This is a genomic window from Pseudomonas fluorescens Q2-87 (assembly GCF_000281895.1).
Lineage (GTDB): Bacteria > Pseudomonadota > Gammaproteobacteria > Pseudomonadales > Pseudomonadaceae > Aquipseudomonas > Aquipseudomonas fluorescens_S.
Genome location: NZ_CM001558.1, coordinates 2,830,957 through 2,849,008, shown reverse-complemented (window position 1 = coordinate 2,849,008; position 18,052 = coordinate 2,830,957). Strand labels below are relative to the sequence as shown.

The 18,052-nt window shown below is 61.0% G+C and carries 18 protein-coding genes and 1 pseudogene; 5 read left to right on the top strand and 14 right to left on the bottom strand.

Annotation, left to right across the window (positions count from 1 at the left end; genetic code table 11):
- Position 1 precedes the first annotated feature (1 nt).
- The 5 genes from PFLQ2_RS15065 to msuE form a co-directional block, all read right to left on the bottom strand.
- The gene (locus tag PFLQ2_RS15065; protein WP_003181384.1) at positions 2-883 is read right to left on the bottom strand and encodes a branched-chain amino acid ABC transporter permease; all 882 of its coding nucleotides are present in this window, start codon (positions 881-883) and stop codon (positions 2-4) included.
- Positions 884-950: 67 nt separating this feature from the next.
- Positions 951-1,733, bottom strand: a complete 783-nt coding sequence (locus PFLQ2_RS15070) for an ABC transporter ATP-binding protein (RefSeq protein WP_003181382.1) — start codon at positions 1,731-1,733, stop codon at positions 951-953.
- Between the two features lie 13 nt (positions 1,734-1,746).
- Positions 1,747-2,907 (bottom strand): AMP-binding protein, encoded by a 1,161-nt coding sequence (locus PFLQ2_RS15075; protein ID WP_003181380.1) that lies wholly within the window; start codon positions 2,905-2,907, stop codon positions 1,747-1,749.
- 14 nt (positions 2,908-2,921) lie between these two features.
- Positions 2,922-4,016, bottom strand: a complete 1,095-nt coding sequence (sfnG, locus tag PFLQ2_RS15080; protein WP_003181379.1) for a dimethylsulfone monooxygenase SfnG — start codon at positions 4,014-4,016, stop codon at positions 2,922-2,924.
- Between the two features lie 36 nt (positions 4,017-4,052).
- Positions 4,053-4,616: an FMN reductase gene (gene msuE, locus PFLQ2_RS15085; RefSeq protein WP_003181377.1), complete on the bottom strand. Its 564-nt coding sequence runs from the start codon at positions 4,614-4,616 to the stop codon at positions 4,053-4,055.
- A 379-nt stretch (positions 4,617-4,995) separates the two neighbouring features.
- Here msuE and PFLQ2_RS15090 point away from each other — a divergent pair, with 379 nt between their 5' ends.
- Positions 4,996-6,240, top strand: a complete 1,245-nt coding sequence (locus tag PFLQ2_RS15090) for an acyl-CoA dehydrogenase family protein (RefSeq protein ID WP_003181375.1) — start codon at positions 4,996-4,998, stop codon at positions 6,238-6,240.
- Between the two features lie 217 nt (positions 6,241-6,457).
- Here PFLQ2_RS15090 and PFLQ2_RS15095 read toward each other — a convergent pair whose 3' ends face one another.
- A complete protein-coding gene (locus PFLQ2_RS15095; RefSeq protein WP_003181372.1) occupies positions 6,458-7,099 on the bottom strand; it encodes a hypothetical protein in 642 nt (213 codons plus the stop codon).
- Between the two features lie 112 nt (positions 7,100-7,211).
- On the opposite strand from PFLQ2_RS15095, the gene PFLQ2_RS15100 reads away from it, so the two are divergent.
- Positions 7,212-7,589 carry a hypothetical protein gene (locus PFLQ2_RS15100; RefSeq protein ID WP_003181370.1) on the top strand — a complete coding sequence of 126 codons (378 nt, stop codon included), beginning with the start codon at positions 7,212-7,214 and terminating at the stop codon, positions 7,587-7,589.
- Between the two features lie 14 nt (positions 7,590-7,603).
- Here the strand turns inward: PFLQ2_RS15100 and PFLQ2_RS15105 are convergent, their stop codons facing one another.
- From PFLQ2_RS15105 to PFLQ2_RS15120, 4 genes are all read right to left on the bottom strand, one after another.
- Entirely contained in the window at positions 7,604-8,302 is a 699-nt protein-coding gene (locus tag PFLQ2_RS15105) for a tRNA (adenine(22)-N(1))-methyltransferase (RefSeq protein WP_003181368.1), read from the bottom strand.
- Between the two features lie 16 nt (positions 8,303-8,318).
- A complete protein-coding gene (locus tag PFLQ2_RS15110; protein ID WP_003181366.1) occupies positions 8,319-9,245 on the bottom strand; it encodes a Gfo/Idh/MocA family protein in 927 nt (308 codons plus the stop codon).
- A gap of 136 nt (positions 9,246-9,381) precedes the next feature.
- On the bottom strand, positions 9,382-10,167 hold the full coding sequence (locus PFLQ2_RS15115; RefSeq protein ID WP_003181364.1) for a DeoR/GlpR family DNA-binding transcription regulator: 786 nt from the start codon (positions 10,165-10,167) through the stop codon (positions 9,382-9,384).
- Positions 10,168-10,478: 311 nt separating this feature from the next.
- Entirely contained in the window at positions 10,479-10,820 is a 342-nt protein-coding gene (locus PFLQ2_RS15120; protein ID WP_003181362.1) for a hypothetical protein, read from the bottom strand.
- 151 nt (positions 10,821-10,971) lie between these two features.
- Here PFLQ2_RS15120 and PFLQ2_RS15125 point away from each other — a divergent pair, with 151 nt between their 5' ends.
- Positions 10,972-11,220: a hypothetical protein gene (locus tag PFLQ2_RS15125; protein ID WP_003181360.1), complete on the top strand. Its 249-nt coding sequence runs from the start codon at positions 10,972-10,974 to the stop codon at positions 11,218-11,220.
- A 40-nt stretch (positions 11,221-11,260) separates the two neighbouring features.
- Here PFLQ2_RS15125 and PFLQ2_RS15130 read toward each other — a convergent pair whose 3' ends face one another.
- The 4 genes and pseudogenes from PFLQ2_RS15130 to PFLQ2_RS15145 all read right to left on the bottom strand — a co-directional run bounded on the left by PFLQ2_RS15130 (position 11,261) and on the right by PFLQ2_RS15145 (position 15,257).
- The gene (locus tag PFLQ2_RS15130) at positions 11,261-12,055 is read right to left on the bottom strand and encodes a hypothetical protein (RefSeq protein ID WP_003181359.1); all 795 of its coding nucleotides are present in this window, start codon (positions 12,053-12,055) and stop codon (positions 11,261-11,263) included.
- Positions 12,056-12,316: 261 nt separating this feature from the next.
- Positions 12,317-12,652: pseudogene (locus PFLQ2_RS15135) on the bottom strand (DUF2269 family protein); the annotation flags it as partial.
- A gap of 2 nt (positions 12,653-12,654) precedes the next feature.
- Positions 12,655-13,782, bottom strand: coding sequence for a saccharopine dehydrogenase NADP-binding domain-containing protein (locus tag PFLQ2_RS15140; RefSeq protein ID WP_003181355.1), 1,128 nt, complete (start codon positions 13,780-13,782; stop codon positions 12,655-12,657).
- Positions 13,783-14,069: 287 nt separating this feature from the next.
- The gene (locus tag PFLQ2_RS15145) at positions 14,070-15,257 is read right to left on the bottom strand and encodes a XylR family transcriptional regulator (protein WP_003181353.1); all 1,188 of its coding nucleotides are present in this window, start codon (positions 15,255-15,257) and stop codon (positions 14,070-14,072) included.
- A 155-nt stretch (positions 15,258-15,412) separates the two neighbouring features.
- Between PFLQ2_RS15145 and xylA the strand changes: the two genes are divergently transcribed.
- Positions 15,413-16,729 (top strand): xylose isomerase, encoded by a 1,317-nt coding sequence (gene xylA, locus PFLQ2_RS15150; RefSeq protein WP_003181351.1) that lies wholly within the window; start codon positions 15,413-15,415, stop codon positions 16,727-16,729.
- A gap of 216 nt (positions 16,730-16,945) precedes the next feature.
- A complete protein-coding gene (xylF, locus tag PFLQ2_RS15155; protein ID WP_003181349.1) occupies positions 16,946-17,947 on the top strand; it encodes a D-xylose ABC transporter substrate-binding protein in 1,002 nt (333 codons plus the stop codon).
- Positions 17,948-18,052 lie beyond the last annotated feature (105 nt).

Genomic DNA, 18,052 nt, shown 5'->3' with positions numbered 1-18,052 from the left:
CCTAGACTCGCTCAATGGCACGTTCGCCGAACAGTCCCGCCGGCCGCACCAGCAGGAACAACAGCGCCAGCACGTAGGGAAACCAATTTTCGATGCCGCTGCCGATGTAGGGGCCCAGGTAGACCTCCGCCAGTTTTTCCGAGGCGCCGATGATCAAGCCGCCGACAATCGCCCCGCTGATGGAGGTGAAGCCGCCGATGATCAATACCGGCAAGGCCTTGAGCACCACCAGCGACAACGAGAACTGCACGCCCAGGCGAGCCCCCCAGAGCAGGCCGGCGACCAACCCGACGAAGCCCGCCACCGACCACACGACTACCCACACCCGCTGCAAGCGAATGCCCACGGCCAACGCCGCCAAGGGGTCATCCGCCACTGCACGCAGCGAGACGCCCAATCGGGTCTTGTTGAACAGCCAGGACAACAGCACCACCAGGGAAGCCGCCGTCAGCGCGGCAAAAATGTCGAACTGCGACAAGAGCATCCCGCCCAGCTCCAGCGGCTCGTCACTGATGCCCAGTTCCAGGCCATGCACCTGGGCGCCCCACAGCGCCTGGGCAAACCCCTCGATGACATAGGAAAGCCCGAGGGTGGCCATGAACAGCGTGATGGGCGATCGATTGACCAACGGGCGCAGCACCACCCGTTCCACCGCCACGGCGATCAGCACCATGGCCGCCAGGCTGATGAGAAACGCCAGCCAGAACGGCACGCCACGCTCCAACAGGCTGACGAAGGTCAGTGCCGAGAACAGCACCATCGCGCCCTGGGCGAAATTGAACACGCCGGAGGCCTTGTAGATCAGCACAAAGCCGATGGCTACCAACGCGTACATCACTCCCGCCAGCAACCCGCCTATCAATACTTCAAAGAAAAATTCCATGCCTGTTCCTGTTCTGCGGGCGCAACTTGCCTGCTCTCCCTGGCGGGAAAGCGCCGAAAATCAACTATCAGTGGCGAGTGCCCAGGTAGGCCGAAATGACCTCGGGGTTCTGCCGTACTTCTGCTGGCGTGCCATCGCCGATCTTGCGACCGTAGTCCAGCACCACCACGTGGTCGCTGATGCCCATGACCACGCCGATATCGTGCTCGATCAACACCACGGTGGTGCCCAGCTCACGATTGACATCGACGATGAAGCGGCTCATCTGCTGCTTCTCATCGGCGTTCATCCCAGCCATGGGTTCGTCCAGCAACAGCAGCCTGGGCTCCGCCGCCAGTGCCCGGGCCAGCTCCACGCGTTTCTGCAAGCCATAGGGCAACTTGCCGACCAGCACGTCGCGCCAGGGCTCCAGGTGCAGGAACTCGATGACCCGTTCCGCCGCTTCGCGCTGGACGTCATCCTCGGCCCGGGCTCGACCGATGCGCAGGGCCTGCTCGATCCAAGTGCTGCGACGCTTGAGATTGCGTCCGGTGAGCACGTTGTCCAGCACGCTCATGCCCTTGAACAAGGCAATGTTCTGGAACGTGCGGGCGATGCCACGCACCGCCACATCGTGGGCGCGCATCCGGCGACGCTCGACCCGGTCGAAACGGATGCGCCCGTCCTGAGCCTGGTAAACGCCGCTGATGATATTCAGCAGCGAGCTCTTGCCGGCGCCGTTAGGGCCGATCAAGGCACAGATCTCTCCGGTGGCGACACGAAAGCTGATGTCGGTGACCGCTTTGACGCCTTTGAACGACAGCGAAATATTGTCCAGCTCCAGCAAATGCGTGGCGGCCGTGTGCGTCATGGGTCGCCTCCTCTCAGGCCAATTGCGACTGGGACTCGACCCAGTCATCGGTGGTTGTCTTCACAGCGTTCGACGGTATTTCCCACTGGGCTGAATCGCCCCAATGACGCACCTTGATGCCCAGGGCTTCAAAAAACGCCTGGGTCCCGGGCGGCAAGGCATCACCGACCAGCAGCGGCGCCCGGGTACGGGAAAATCCCAGCACATCGCGTAACGGTCGACGCACCAGCCAGTCCCCCAGGTACCGTTGCAACGGCCCGGGATGCGTCGTCAACCCCCAGTCCACCAACCGACGTGACAACGTGCCCGGCTCCGGCAAGCGCTCCAATGCCCGCTTGTGCAAACGCCCATAGGTTTCCTGTGTTCCGGCCACCAGCGTCGGGCCCAGCTCGCGCCGATCGCGGTCGCGAGTTGCCAGGTTCTCTGGAAAATTCAGGCGAAAACCGGCGATCAGCCAAGGCGCCAACAGATAACGTGCCTGGCCGGCCGACGCGAAAGCCCGCGCCGCCAACGCCTCCTCCTGCCGCCCCAGTCCTTCGCGCTCCACCAACCGCAGGCCTTCTTGCAACAGCTCGCCGTGGCTGACGCGTTGCTGCTCGATGGCCTGCGCAGCCCAGCGATAAAACACGAAGGCCGTATGTTGTGCCGGTCCTGGCACCGCCAGCTCATCGGCGGGCGGTTCTGCTATCAACCCTTGGTAGTGCTGCGCACCAGCAAACAGCAGCGAATCGGCCAAGCCGCGCTTGTCGAGATACGTGATCACTCGCGGCGATATCCCGGCTGCTCGCAACCGATGCATTTGCTCCACGCCTTCAACCAGCACGAACTCCGGCTGGATCGCTGCGAGCAATGGCACCTGTTCGCTTGAAGGTTGCAACGGATCCAACAGACTCGCCGCACCGCCAAGCCACTGCGCGGCCAATGCCGCCAGCAGCGCTTGCGGCCTGGGCCGGCTGATGATGGTCAAGGTCGCGCCCACTGAGAAACCCCGAGCCTGCAAGGCGATTGCCAGGCGATGCACCTCATCGGCCACCTGCCGCCAGGTCCGCACTTGCCAGATGCCCAGGTATTTATGGCGCAGCGCGATGTCCGTGCCGTGCCGATGCGCCTGTCGCACCAGCCACTGGGGCAGACCGGCCGGAGCCTCGTCGGGGGTGTCGGTGAACGTGCCCATGCTTCCTCCCGCGCCTACGCGACCGCCGCCGTTTTCGCCGTTGCGTTGCGCTGTTCCAATTCACGCACCAGCGGCAAGACCTTGCGGCCGAAATACTCGACTTCCTCCTGGAAGTGCAGGAAGCCGGCGAGCACCAGGTCGACGCCCACGGCTTTGAGCGCAATGATGCGTTCGGCGATCTGCTGCGGCGTACCGATCAGGTTGGTCTTGAAGCCGTCGTTGTACTGCACCAGATCCTCGAAGCTGGACTTGGCCCAGTTGCCCTCGCCTTCCGGACTGGATTTGCCGGCCTGTTTCGCCGCATCGCCAAAGGCATTGACGGCCTCGGGATCGGCCTGGTCGATGATCTGGGCCAGCACCGACCGTGCTTCTTCTTCGGTGTCCCGAGCAATGACAAAGGCGTTGATGCCGACCTTGACCTTGTGGTTGTTGGCCGCGGCTTTCGCCTGGATGTCATCGATCTGCGCCTTGACGCCTTCCACGGTGTTGCCGTTGGTGAAATACCAGTCCGATACCCGTGCGGCCATGTCCCGGGCTGCACGTGAGCTGCCACCCTGGAAAATTTCCGGGTGCTGCTGCAGCGGTTTTGGCTTGAGGGTGTAGTCATGGAAACGGTAGAAGTCGCCGCGGAAGGTGAAATTGTCGGTGGTCCAGATGCCCTTGACGGCGGTGATGAATTCTTCGGAACGACGATAGCGCTCATCGTGCTCCAGCCATGGTTCGCCAATGGCGGTGAACTCGCCCTTGAACCAACCCGACACGACGTTGATCGCCACGCGGCCTGCGGTCAGTTGGTCGATGGTCGCGATCTGCTTGGCCAACACCGCCGGCGTCCACGGCCCGGGCAACACCGCTGCGATGACTTTCAGGCGCGTGGTGGCAGCCAGCAAGGCGTGGCTGAACGCCACGGACTCATGCTGGTATTCGGCGCCATAGCCGGCGGTGAAACGGACTTGGGTCAGGGCGTAGTCAAAGCCGGCCTCTTCGGCGATCTGCGCAAGCTTGCGGTTGTAATCGATCCCCCAGTCGGTGCGCTGCTTGATCTTGCTCACCACCAGCCCGCCACTGACGTTGGGCACCCAGTAGGCAAATTTGATGTCCTGGCTCATATGCATGTACTCCACGGCTCGTTGAAAGAAAAAGGGTCAGGCGGCGCTGACGTTGCGCCGGGTATCCGGGACGAGGCTCAGCAGCGCCGACTCGACGGCGCGCTCGATGCGCTCCAGCACCTGCGTGCTGGAGATCCGGTATTCGGTGAAATCGGTTTCCGAGGCATACACCCCGACCGGCAGACTGAGGGCCTGGAAGAATCCGAACAGCGGCCGCAGCTGATGGTCGATGATCAAGGCGTGGCGATCGGAGCCTCCGGTCGCGGCCAACAGCACCGGTACGTTCTTGAGGGCTTCGTGATGAACGAAATCGAACAGGTGCTTGAACAGGCCGGTGTAAGAGGCTCGGTAAACGGGCGTTGCAGCGATCAGCAGATCGGCGGTCTCAATCGCGTGCAGATCCTCCTGCACGGCCGCGGGCAACGCTTCGCGACGCAACACCCCGGCGAACTGCGGGCCGACCTTGGCCAGCTCGATCCATCGAACCTGCACCGGCAGTTGTTGCCCGAGCCTTTCCACCAGGGCTGTGAGCAGAACCAGCGTGCGCGACGGTTGCTGCACGCTGCCTGATACCGCGACCACTTTGAATTGCTTGCTCATCACTTACCCCGCACCGGAAGACGCCACTTCAGCGTTTGCACAAGGGATAGAGCAGCAACCGTGCCAGTTGGATATTTCGTTGATATTCAATGGGTTATAAGAAGTTGTTGAATGTGGATACTGTCGCTCGACAGACAGGCTGCTGATCCACTGTTGGCGGGCCAACACCCCGCACGCCGATACCCACGAAGCAAACTGTTGCCTGGCACACAGTGGCCGGACAAATTGTCCCGCAGCGGGACAGCCCATTGGCCGATGAATGCCGCGCAGGCCCCGCTTTTACGGGGCTTTGGGCCTCGGGCATGGACTGTGCAATGACCGCTGGCACCGGCAGGTTTCGCCCCTGCCCGCCCAGCCGTTCATTAGAAGGAACATCGCCATGACCGCACAGCAACAACAACTGCCACCGACTCTTTCCATTGGCACTGACTACGAGGCCTTGGCCGAACGGTTCCGGCCGATCTTCGCGCGCATCCAGGCCGGCGCGCTGGAGCGCGAACAAACGCGCAGCCTGCCGTTCGAAGCGGTGAAATGGCTGAAGGACGCGGGGTTTGGCGCCGTCCGGGTACCACTTGAGTACGGTGGTGCCGGGGCTTCGTTGCCGCAATTGCTGCAACTGTTGATTGAACTGGCCGAGGCCGACTCCAACCTGCCCCAAGCCCTGCGCGGCCACTTCGCCTTTGTCGAAGACCGCCTCAACGCCCACGCCACCAGCCCACAAGACACCTGGTTCAAGCGCTTCGTCGATGGCGACCTGGTGGGCAACGCCTGGACTGAAATCGGCGCTGTGAAAATCGGCGAGGTCGGCACGCGCATTTCCCGTCATGGTGATCAGTGGGTCGCCAACGGCACCAAGTACTACAGCACCGGCAGCATCTTCGCCGACTGGATAGACTTGTACGCCCAGCGCGACGACAACGGCGCCGACGTGATTGCCGCCGTCAGGGTGCATCAGCCTGGCGTCAAGCAGAGCGACGACTGGGATGGTTTTGGCCAGCGCACCACCGGCAGCGGTACTTCGGTATTCGAAAACGCAGTGGTCGAAGCGCAAAACCTCATCGATTTCTCTACCCGCTTCAAATACCAGACGGCGTTCTATCAACTGGTCTTGCTCGCCGTGCTGGCCGGTGCCGGCCGCGCCGCCGTCCACGACTTCACCGATCAGGTGCGCAAGCGCACGCGGATCTTCAGCACCGGCAATGCCAGCGAGGTGAGCCAGGATGTCCAGGTGCAGCAAGTGATCGGCAAGGCGTCGGCCCAGGTCTACGCTGCCCAAGCCACCGCCCTGCACGCTGCGAGCGCCGCCCAACGCGCCTACGAAAGCCGTTTCAGCCAGAACGCGGAGACCGAGCACACCGCCAATATCGCCGCCGAACTGGAGTCAGCCCAAGCCCAGGTGGTCATCTCTGACCTGGTGCTACGCGCCACCAGCGACCTGTTCAACGCACTCGGCGCGTCGGCCACCAGCACCAGCAAGGCCCTCGACCGCCACTGGCGCAACGCCCGCACCGCGGCTTCGCACAACCCATTGATCTACAAGGAACGCATCATCGGTGACTGGGAAATCAACGGTACGGAACCGCCCTATGTCTGGCAGATTGGCGGGGGTTCGAAGCAAGGATAAAATCCCTATGGCAAGGGGATTCATCCCCGTCGGGCCGCACGGTCCACCCAAAAAACCACGCCCCCCACACAACCCCGTGGCGAGGGAGCTTGCTCCCGCTGGGGCGCGAAGCGGCCCTAAAACCTGGCCACGCGGTGGCTCAGGTTGATCCAAGCGCCGGTTGGGGACTGCTACGCAGCCCAGCGGGAGCAAGCTCCCTCGCCACACAAGCACGGTGTCAGGCTGGGAGATTGCGCAGGGCAGATGCGGGTGCGCAATCCTCGGCACCGGCGCCCAACTCGGGGTAATGCATGGTCAGAACCGCCCACCTCAGCCCCTCCACGCCCGGCACCGTGTCGGAGGCCTTGGTTGAGTGTTCAACATAGCCGGCGTATCCCTCGATCCGCTGCAGATGCTCGTCCCAACGCTCCTTGCCGAAGTTCACGCCAAAGATAATCACGCTGCCGCTGGCGACTCTCTCCGCCTGAGCTTTCAATCGGGTCATGTACCAATAATCCTTGGCCGCACTTTCAAACATCTTGCCCTGGTTGGCATTGGCGAAAGGCGTCTTGAGCTCGATGAAGTGAAAGCGCTTTTCATCCTGGTCGCGGATCCACAGATCGCACTGCTTGGTACCGATGTCCATCTGCGACCAGCGCTGATCAAGCGCGACTTTATACTCGACGCCAACATCGGCCAGCTCGCGATCGGGACCGCGAAGCTTACGGGCGTGGATCAGCCAGAAATAAAACTCGAACTTCAACCAGCCCTCGAAGCCATTAGCCAGGGCACTGATGGATGACGGCAGGTATTTTCGGTCCTCTTCCCACGATTGCATGAATTCGCGAAATGCTGACGCGACATTTTGGATTCCGGACATGGGTCACTTCCTTGGATTGGCCTTCAAGATTAAAGGCATAGTGCCACTACCCTGCCAACCACAACAATACCGGGCTATGATTCGCCAACGTCAGTACTCAAACAGGGCAATCATGAACATTCGCGCAGCCTGCATCGGACTGATTACCCTGCCGCTCCCCCTGCTGTGCGAGCCCGTCCAGGCATCCACTTGGCAAATCTGCCATATGGAACTGCGCATCATCGAGGTTCAGAAACGACCCTATCCGCAGCTCCAGGCGCAGGTGCTCAAAGCCAGCCCGAAATCCTCTACGGTGGAATGCCCGACGGTAGGGACAACACTCAGCTTCATTCCAGAAACCGCCGATTACCAAGCCACCCTCCCGCGCCGTCAATGGCCCGGGAAAGGAAAGTCAGTGAAAGTGGATTACCGGTACCTGGATGGCATTTGCAAGGGCGATGGCAAGGATTACGCGTGTCGTATCAAGCACTACCCGGTGGCAGGCCGATAAGGGTACCCGGGGGCTCAAGCCAGCAGTTGGCTAATCCACCGGACCTGACGCGTAATGTCTTGCAACTTCTCTTCGGGCACGGCTTGCCGTGCTTTGGCGAAGCTGGCGAGGGTCTTTTGCTTCTGCCGCAGCAAGCGCTGCCACTTTGCCAAGAATGCAGGATTGCGCGCCTGCATCTGTAGCGGACCGAAGTAAAGCTCCTCGTCGGTGTACATTACCACCGGCCCGGCACGTTCGGCGACGATGATTTCGTAATAGAAGCGGTTTTCCCGCAGCAATTCCTCGCAGAGGATGCGGTAGCCGTTTTCCATGAGCCATTGGCGCAGCGGCTGCTCGCCGCCATTGGGTTGCAGGACCAGGCGTTCCCGGCCGCTCAACCGCGCCTTGCCGTTGTCGAGGATGTCGCGGATCGTCTCGCCGCCCATGCCGCAGAGGCTGATGACGTTGACCCCATCCTCAGGCTCGATTGCCGCAAGGCCATCGGCCAGGCGCACGCTGATCTGCTGGTCCAGGTCGTTCTCGCTCACAGTGCGCTCGGCGGCGTGAAACGGCGTCGAGGCCACCTCACCGGCCACCGCCGCCGAGATAGCGCCTCGGCGCACCAATGCCACCGGCAGGTAAGCGTGATCCGAGCCGATGTCGGCCAGCCGCGCGCCCGCCGGCATGTGCGCAGCCACGCGCTCCAGGCGCATGGACAAGGTGTGTTCGTTCAACAGCGGTTCCTTTGGGTTAATCGTAGAACGGCTCGACCAACGTCCGACTGCCGACGAAAAAGCTGTCCGCGACCAGCCGCAACGGTTGCAAGTCCATATCGCTGGTCTTGTCGGCAATCAGCCGTTGGAAATGCCGATACACCGCCGCGTACTCGCCTTCCTCGCAAACCACCTGGCGCACGCCATCGATGCTCAACAGGGCGCCGCCATTGTCCAGGCGCAGGACGCCTTCGGTGCAACGAATCTCGATGCTCCAGAGCTCGTCGTGACCGTGATCGAAATCGAATTCGGCCCGGATATCGAGGTGGCGCGCGTCAGCCATCTTGATACTGGCGGCAATCGGCGACTGGCAGTTGTCCGGCACGCGCAATTCCGCCGACTCGACGAACAACGGCAGTGCCAACAGATGGGTAGCAATCGACAAGGCGTTGATGCCTGGATCGAACACACCCAGCCCACCGGGTTGCCAGATCCACGCCTGGCCCGGGTGCCACTTGCGCACGTCTTCCTTCCAATCGATCTGTACGCTTTGCAATGTGCGGCCCGCCAGCCAGTCGCGGGCGGCTTCGATGCCCGGCGCGTACCGCGAATGCCAGGCGAACAAACCGCTGACGCCTTGCTCGCGGACCTGATCCACCAACGCCATTGCTTCACCCAACGTGGCGCATGGCGGCTTTTCCACCAGCACGTGCTTGCCCGCCGCCAGCGCCTGCTGCACCAGCGCGAATCGACCTTGCGGTGGCGTGCAAAACGCAATCGCATCGACTTGCGGACCGTGGTCGAGCAGCTCGCCCAGGGAGCGGAAGTTCTCCACCCCGGCACAAGGCTGCCCCTGCGTGGCCACAGCCACCAGTTGGAACGCGGGGTTGGTGAGAATAGCTGGAACGTGTTGGTCCTGGGCAATCTTGCCGTAGCCCACCAGACCGAGACGAATCGGTTGCATCGATGACTCCTGATTTTTGTACTTATGCAGGGGCAGCAAACTAGCGGTAATTCATGTCGCGGACAATGGGATCGTCGCGTATCCGTTTATTTGTCATTGCCACTGGCGCAGTCGCTCCAACCTGTTGCCACCCGCACTAAGGCTCTTCAGTGGTCGTCACCACCTGGGAAACCCGGCCGAAGAACGGCTCCAGCCGCTCGTGCGGCGCGTCATGTTCCACCACCAGGGCGGCGACCTCTTCGCACGACGCCACCTGATAATGTGCCACGCTGGACAGCTTCTCATTGGTCACCGCCGCCACCACCTGACCGCTTGCCGCGACGACTGCGCGCTTGAACTCAGCGTCTTCCAGGCCGAAAGCGGTGACGCCGTTGTCCGGATCGATGGCACAAGCGCCGAGAAAGCACAGGTCAAAACTGAATTGCCGAAGCTGCTGAACCGCTGTCAGCCCGATCACACCACCGGCGACCGTGTTCAAGCGGCCTCCCAACAGGATGACTTCGACCCGCGGCAATTTCATCAATTGCACCGCAATCAATGGCGAGTTGGTGGTGACGGTCAGTTGCAGTTGCGGATCAATGGCGCAGGCAATCGCCAGGTTCGTCGAGCCGACATCGATGAACACATGCTGGCCCGCCCGTAGCAACGACGCCGCGGCCTGGCCAAGGCTGCCTTTGCGTGCGGGGTCCTGCCGTACGCGCACTTCCATCGGCCGTTCGGCCGCGGGCAACAGGATCGCGCCGCCATAGACGCGCTTGCACACCCCCGCCGCTGCCAACGCGCCCAGGTCGCGCCGTATCGAATGCTCCGACACGTTGAGTTCGCTGGCCAGGTCGGCCGCTATCACTCGGCCGTAGCGGGCAAGACGCTCGCTGATCAATTGCTGACGTTCACCGGGAAACGCTTCGTGAGTTGAAGTCATGACTGTACAACCTGCATAAACGAGCACCAATGATCACAAACGCGCAAAATATGCCGATTCTGCAGCGAGGCGTCAAATCTAAACCTTGAAACACTGTGGGAGCGGGCTTGCCCGCGAAGGCGTTGGGTCAGCTGGCATCAGTGCTGAATGTGAAGGCCTCTTCGCGGGCAAGCCCGCTTCTACAAAGGATTATTGATCGGCAGGCTGACCAAGCGGACAAAAAAAACCCCGCCACCGAATACGGTGCGGGGCAAAGAATTGGTTGGTTGCGGCCAACCAAAGGAGCACTGCGAAAAGCGTTTGCGGGCCGGTCAGATGCAGTCTTGGGCGGCGCGCTCAAAACTCGAAGGCAGAAGGTTCGAAGCCAGCAAATGGCGTTCGTAGACGAATACCTTGCCGCCGTTCCCGGCCTTGTAGGCCTCCAGCACGTTGTCCGCCGAGATCTTGCTCGGCACCACGATGCGGTAACTGCGCTGAGTCTGCGAAACCATTGGGTTCAATGCGCTGCCCTGCAATTTCGGAACGACGCAATCAGCATACTGTTCAGGGCTCTTGCTGGTTTGCAAAGTCAGGGTCGGGTCGTTCGGCGCGGAGGCACATCCGGCCAACAGCAACGAGGCAAACGCCATGGGAAGCAAAAATAAAGAGCGCATGGGTTGGGTCCTGAAAATAAAAAAACTGGGTTGCAAGTTCGATGGCGCTGATTTTCCGATGATTGTCGGCAAAGCAGAACTTGCATTTGGTAATGGTCACTATTACTCATAGCAATAGTTGCAAGCTGAGTGAGACTGATGAGGCCTAACCATGAGAACGTTTGATTTGATTCGCGACGCGGTATTGCCCGACTTCCGTGAGCGGGTGGCCGAGTACCTGATCCAGTACGAAAGCGTGCTGTTGAGCAGCACCGAACCCGACCCGGAATTCAAGCGGGCCACAGCTAATCAACTGCGCGGCTATCTACGCGGGCTGAACACCACCCGGGTATTGGGCATGGCTGAGTGGGAGGAACTGGATCGGCGGGTGGTGGACACGTGGCTCCACGACGAAAAGTGAACCGGAACTGAAGCGGATCAACCGTGATCAGCGGCGGGACTCATCGCGCCGGCTGGGGCCCGACACTGGCTTGTGCCCTGTCCACCATCCGCTGCACCCAGGCGGCATCCTGATCATTGACCACGGCATAGCGATCTGGCGCAAAGAACATCCAGTGATGGGCGGCCTCGGCAAGGCGCTTGAGCTCATTGACAGACATCCAGTACGGCGTATTCACCATCGGTATCGGCGAGCCGTCGAAACGTCGGCCCAGTGGGAGGTTGGTACCGGGAGCGAACGCAATCGCCAGTTGCTGGCAGGGTTGCAATTGCTTTTTCGCCTCGGGCATCCGGCCAACCGGTCCGTAGCAGAAGTCGCCCGGATACTCTTCCTTGAATATCAGCCAATGCCCTGCCATCGTCCTGGCCAGGATCCATTGCAACACACCGCTGTCCTGCACGGATTCCAGCTTGCCGTTGGCCCAGCGCAGGAGGGTATTGCAGTCCGGATCAAAGTCGTTTGACCACAGGCTGATGCCGGACACCAGGTCATGCTGCTCAAGCTCGACCACGCCTTGAGCCGGCATGGACTGCCAATAGCGCTTCACCGGGTCGTGCTTGTCCCGCAAAAAATTGCGCAGGCCCCAAAGCATCGTGAAGAGCAACGTGACCACCGCCAGCCAGCCAAAGGACTGCCCGACGATGCCATCCAGATCCAGGCTTGGAGCCAATAGCGCTTGATAAGCCAACAGACCCGGCAGCAACGCGAGGGGCGGCAGAATCGGGCCAAAACACAGTGGCGGCACCAGCACCTCTAGCCAACTGAAACGATGCCCGGCCGCATGCCACCGAGCCATGGCCTGCTCCTGGGGGAGCATCGGCGCCTGGACGCGTGGCCCTATGCCAGGATCAGGGGACTGGAAGCGTATATACAGCGCGTGGGGGTCATCGTTCATCGTTCGGCTCAGGTCCTTAAGTCATTGCAGTCGAGCATTGATTCGGCACGTTCTTTTAGCTGGACACGGGTATTACCCGGATTACCAGGCGCTATGTAGACCACGTTTATGCCGAACTCACAGATTCGTCCAACCCCTACCCCTTTGCTCATGCCAGGCCACGCTCGACGCCATCACATATAGCCGTTTCTGTAGCACCAGGACTGGAAGCCAGAGCGACCCCACGCACAAGAAAATAATCAGCGAAGTCGCGACCCATGCCGTGGTCAGGGAAAGCCCGGCCAGCTTCATGAGCCAGTAACCGCTGATGATCTGGATGAACCCTGCGGGCGTGGTAATCCAGGTATCGAACTGCACGACCGTCCTTGCCACATGGGCAATTACTTGGGGATTGCCGGTGCGACTGGCGGCGATCAAGTAGAGATAGGAACCCATGCCGAAGCCGAACAGGAAAATCGCGGCAATGATATGGATGTATTTCAGGGACAGGTAGAGCATCGTCAACCCGGCTCGCCAGAGAAGTGCACGGACAGGCTGAGGTTCTGCGGATCGTTGATGGCAGCCATGTATTCGTCGACGGTGATTTCACCCACGCAAGCCCGGGCACCAGGTTCGGGCACGTAGCCCTGGGCGATTTTCGCGGCCAGGGCTACGGCTGCGCAACTGGGGATTTCCGGGCCCTTGTCGTTCAACGCGGTGAGCTGGGCCGTCATGGACAGTGGTTTTTCATCGACGCCGATGCCATGGACATCGATGTACATCGCGCTCTTGCCATCGCCAAACCGCTCGAACCATAGTCCGCAACGGTGAAGCCTCGCAGCCCAAGGGAGATGGTTGCGCACCATGCCCACCCGCATTGCCTGGGCCAGCAGGTAATTGGCAACGCCCGCCAGCTTCAGGCCCGCGCCGGCCTTGAAGCTCAACGTCTGGGCACCGTAGCGGCTGGCAAAGATATCGAGGTCCGGCACATCGACGTTAGCCAATACCCGCGTGCCCAGGTGCGCCATTCTACGAAGTTTGAGGTCCTGCCATCCCAGGACTTCGTGCACCTGGCCGTCCTTGAGTTGCTTGATCGGTTTGCCCGCGTAGGCCAGTACCCCTTCGATGGTCGACAGCCCAGGCATCTTGGCCGACGAGGAAATGCCATGTTCGATCGATTCAATGCGCATGAAACGATGGCGCTGCTGATCGATGATCGCGGCGGACAGCGTCGGCACGGAACTGCAACCGCTGAGGATCGCCACGCCCGCCTGCCGGGCCCGGGCATCGAGCGCGCCAATGCCAGTGACAAACGCCCTGGAATCAGACAAGTCGCAATAGTTCACACCCGCGTCGATGCAACTCTCGGCAACCGCATAGGACTGCCCCTGGAATGGACCACCGGTATGGATGACCAGCTGGATGTCCAGCGCCTCCAGGACCGTTTTGAACGGTGCCCCCATGGCGTCGCCGCACCAACTTTCACAGACCGTGCCCCACTGGTCTTTCAACTCATCGACCTTGCGCAGCAACTTGTGCGGGTCGCGCCCCGAAATAACCAGGTCCACACCCGGCATCGCCGCCAGATGCCGGCAAACAATGCTGCCAAAATTTCCGTAGCCGCCGACCACCAGCACTCTTAACGCCATTGAGCTCGTCCCTAACAATTCGATCACGCAACCTGCTCATCCGAGACAGGCCTTGGATTACTTCACCGCGTTAATGCTGTTACCGTGAAACTCATACAAAAACCTGTGGCGAGGGAGCTTGCTCCCGCTGGGCTGCGAAGCAGCCCCAAACCAGTCACTACGGTTTACCTGATGCACCGCATGTACCGGTTTTACGACGACTGCGCCGCCGAGCGGGAGCAAGCTCCCTCGCCACGAGAGCAATTCGGCGCAGTGTCACTTAAACGAATGCAGCCCGCCACATCGGCTCATTGATTCACTGCAACAGCCCCCTGCTGATACTCCCTCGGCGTACAACCAAACTCCCGACGAAAGACCGTGTGCAGGTACTGGGCCGATTTGAAACCGCAGCCCAGGGCGATATCGGCAATTGGCGCATCCGTATTTTCCAGTCCGCTGGCGGCGGCCGCCAGTTTGAAGCGCAGGATCTCATCGTGAACGCTGCAACCGCGCTCCTTGCGAAAGTGTGATTCCAGCGACGAGCGCGATATCCCCACATACGCGGCCACCTGGGCGGTCTTGATACCTTGGCAGGCGTATTGGCGAATGAACAACAGCGCCTGCATCACATAGGGATTGCCCAACGGTTGGTGCAGGCTCGATACCTGCACGTTGATTGCATCCGGCGGCACCAGAATCTGCGTGCCCGTAGATGGCATGCCGTGCAACATTTGGTGGAGCAGGCGCGCGGCGGTCCGGCCCATGGTTTCGGTGCCTTGGATCACCGAACTCAGCGGCACCCGCGTCAGGCTGCGGGTCAGGGGGTCGTTGTCGATGCCGATCAAGGCCACCTGCTCCGGCACCGCGATTCCGGCGGTCAGGCAGGCTTGCAGCAACTGCCGGGCGCGGGCGTCACTGACGGCGATGATGCCGATGGGTTTGGGCAGGCTTTGCAGCCAGGCGATCTGTTGTTCGACGGCGCTGTCCCAGAGCGGTGCGCTGGTGCCCATGCCACGGTAGACCTCGGCGGGCAGTCCATCGCGTTGCACTAGCCGGCGAAAAGCCTTTTCCCTTTCCTGGGCCCAGCGATTGGCTTGTGCTTCAGGCAGGCTGAAGCAGGCAAAACGGGTCAGCCCGGCCTCGATCAGGTGCTCGTAAGCCAGCTTCATCAGCGCATCGTTATCGGTGGCGACATAGGGAATGCCCTTCGGATAAGCGCGTTCATCCTGATAGGAACCACCCACCGCCACCACGGGCAACTTGATCCCGGCCAGCGCCTCGCCGATCAGCGGGTCATCGAAGTCGGCAATGATCCCGTCGCCCTGCCAGCGCTCGATGCCTTTGAGGCGGCAAAGGAAATCCTCTTCAAGGAACAAGTCCCAAGAGGCGCGCGTGCTGCTCAAGTAGTTGCCGATGCCACTGATGATGCCGCGGTCATAGATCTTACTGCCGTTGAACAACAGTGCGATGCGGTGGACGGGCGGGACGGTCTTCATGGTCGTTTATCCTGGGCCGATCGACACAGACTAGGCGCCGGGCGGGTGAATCTCAATACTCAAAATCGCACTGCGCCTTGGTGATTTTCATAATCAGCGGCGCTGGGGCCGGCGTTAGTATCGAGTCACCGCCAAGAACAATAAGGAAACCGCCCATGCCGTACTTCCCCGGTGTCGACAAGATTCGCTACGAGGGCGCCGCCAGCGCCTCACCCCTTGCCTTCCGCCACTATGACGCCGACAAGCTGATCCTCGGCAAACCCATGCGCGAGCACCTGCGCATGGCGGTCTGCTACTGGCATACCTTTGTCTGGCCGGGTTCGGACGTGTTCGGCGCCGGCACCTTCAAGCGCCCGTGGCAGCGCAGCGGGGACCCGATGGAACTGGCCATCGGCAAGGCCGAAGCGGCCTTCGAGTTCTTCTCCAAACTGGGCATCGATTACTACTGCTTCCACGACACCGACATCGCCCCCGAAGGCAACTCACTGAAGGAGTACCGCAACCACTTCGCGCAGATGGTCGATCATCTGGAGCGCCATCAAGAGCAGACCGGGATCAAATTGTTGTGGGGCACCGCCAACTGCTTCAGTAACCCGCGCTTCGCCGCAGGCGCCGCCAGCAACCCGGACCCGCAGATATTCGCCTGCGCCGCTGCCCAAGTTTTCAGCGCCATGAACGCCACCCAGCGTCTCAAGGGCTCCAACTACGTCCTCTGGGGTGGCCGTGAAGGTTACGAAACCCTGCTCAACACCGACCTCAAGCGTGAGCGCGAGCAACTGGGTCGCTTCATGGCCATGGTGGTCGAACACAAACACAAGATCGGCTTCAAGGGTGATTTGCTGATCGAGCCCAAGCCCCAGGAGCCGACCAAGCACCAATACGATTACGACAGCGCCACGGTGTTCGGTTTCTTGCAACAGTACGGCCTGGAAAAAGAAATCAAGGTCAACATCGAGGCCAACCACGCAACCCTGGCCGGGCACAGCTTCCACCATGAGATCGCCACCGCCGTCTCCCTGGGCATCTTCGGCAGCATCGACGCCAACCGGGGCGACCCGCAGAACGGCTGGGACACCGACCAGTTCCCCAACAGCGTCGAAGAGATGACCCTCGCCACCTACGAGATCCTCAAGGCCGGCGGTTTCACCCATGGTGGATTCAACTTCGATTCCAAGGTTCGGCGCCAGAGCCTGGACGACATCGATCTGTTCCACGGCCACGTCGCCGCCATGGACGTCCTGGCCCTGGCGTTGGAGCGCGCAGCGGCCATGGTGCAGGACGATCAACTGCAAGCATTCAAAGATCGACGCTACGCCGGCTGGCAGCAACCGTTCGGCCAGGCGGTGTTGGCCGGAGAGTTCAGCCTCGCTTCGCTGGCCGAGCATGCCTTTGCCAACGAGTTGAATCCCCAGGCCGTCAGCGGTCGCCAGGAGATGCTGGAAAACGTCGTCAACCGGTTCATCTTCCCCTGACAATAGACTGAGCTGTGGCGAGGGGATTTATCCCGTTGGGCTGCGAAGCAGCCCCCCGGAAAAAACGACCTTGATTTATCTGATTCGCCAAAGTGGGTTGTTACATTCTCGCGACAAATCTCTGCCCACAGCGCTCGGCGACTCTCTACAGTTCTATCCGCACCACGCTCATCGTCAGGCAGTGTCTTTCAAACAACAATAAAAGGACGCACCACCATGAAAAGCTTCAAACGCACCCTGCTCGCCGGCGCCCTCGCCCTGCTCTCGCTTCCGGTCATGGCCGATGCGGCGCACCCGAAAATCGGTTTTTCCATCGATGACCTGCGCCTGGAACGCTGGTCGCGGGACCGTGACTATTTCGTCGCGGCGGCGGAAAAGCTCGACGCTAAGGTCTTCGTCCAGTCGGCCGACGCCAACGAACAGAAACAGATCTCGCAGATCGAAAACCTGATTTCCCGTGGCGTCGATGTGATCGTCATCGTGCCGTTCAACGCCACCGTGCTGACCAACGCCGTCGCCGAGGCGAAGAAGGCCGGAATCAAGGTCGTGTCCTATGACCGCTTGATCCTCAATGCCGATATCGACGCCTACATTTCCTTCGATAACGAGAAGGTCGGCGAGATGCAGGCCAGCGGCGTCCTGAAAGCGGCGCCCAAGGGTAATTACTTCCTGCTCGGCGGCGCGCCCACCGACAACAACGCCAAGGTCCTGCGCGAAGGCCAGATGAAAGTGCTGCAACCGGCCATCGACAAGGGCGATATCAAGATTGTCGGCCAGCAATGGGTCAAGGAATGGAACCCCACCGAAGCCTTGAGCATCGTCGAGAACGCCCTGACCCGGAACAACAACAAGATCGACGGCATCGTCGCCTCCAACGACGCCACCGCCGGCGGCGCCATCCAGGCCCTGGCCGCACAGAAAATGGCCGGCAAGGTGCCGATCTCGGGCCAGGACGCCGACCTGGCGGCGGTCAAGCGAGTGATCGATGGCACCCAGACCATGACCGTCTACAAACCGCTGAAACTGATCGCCTCCGAAGCCGCCAAGCTTTCAGTGCAACTGGCGCGCAACGAGAAACCTGCCTTCAGCTCGCAATACGACAATGGCAGCAAAAAAGTCGACACCATCCTGCTCACGCCTACCCCGCTGACCAAGGACAACATCGACCTGCTGGAAAAGGACGGGTTCTACACCAAGGCACAGATCGCCGGGCAGTGACCTCTGTGGGAGCGGGCTTGCTCGCGAAAGCGGTGGGACAGTCAATATCAGTCAGGCTGACCCACCGCATTCGCGAGCAAGCCCGCTCCCACAAGAACCTGCTTA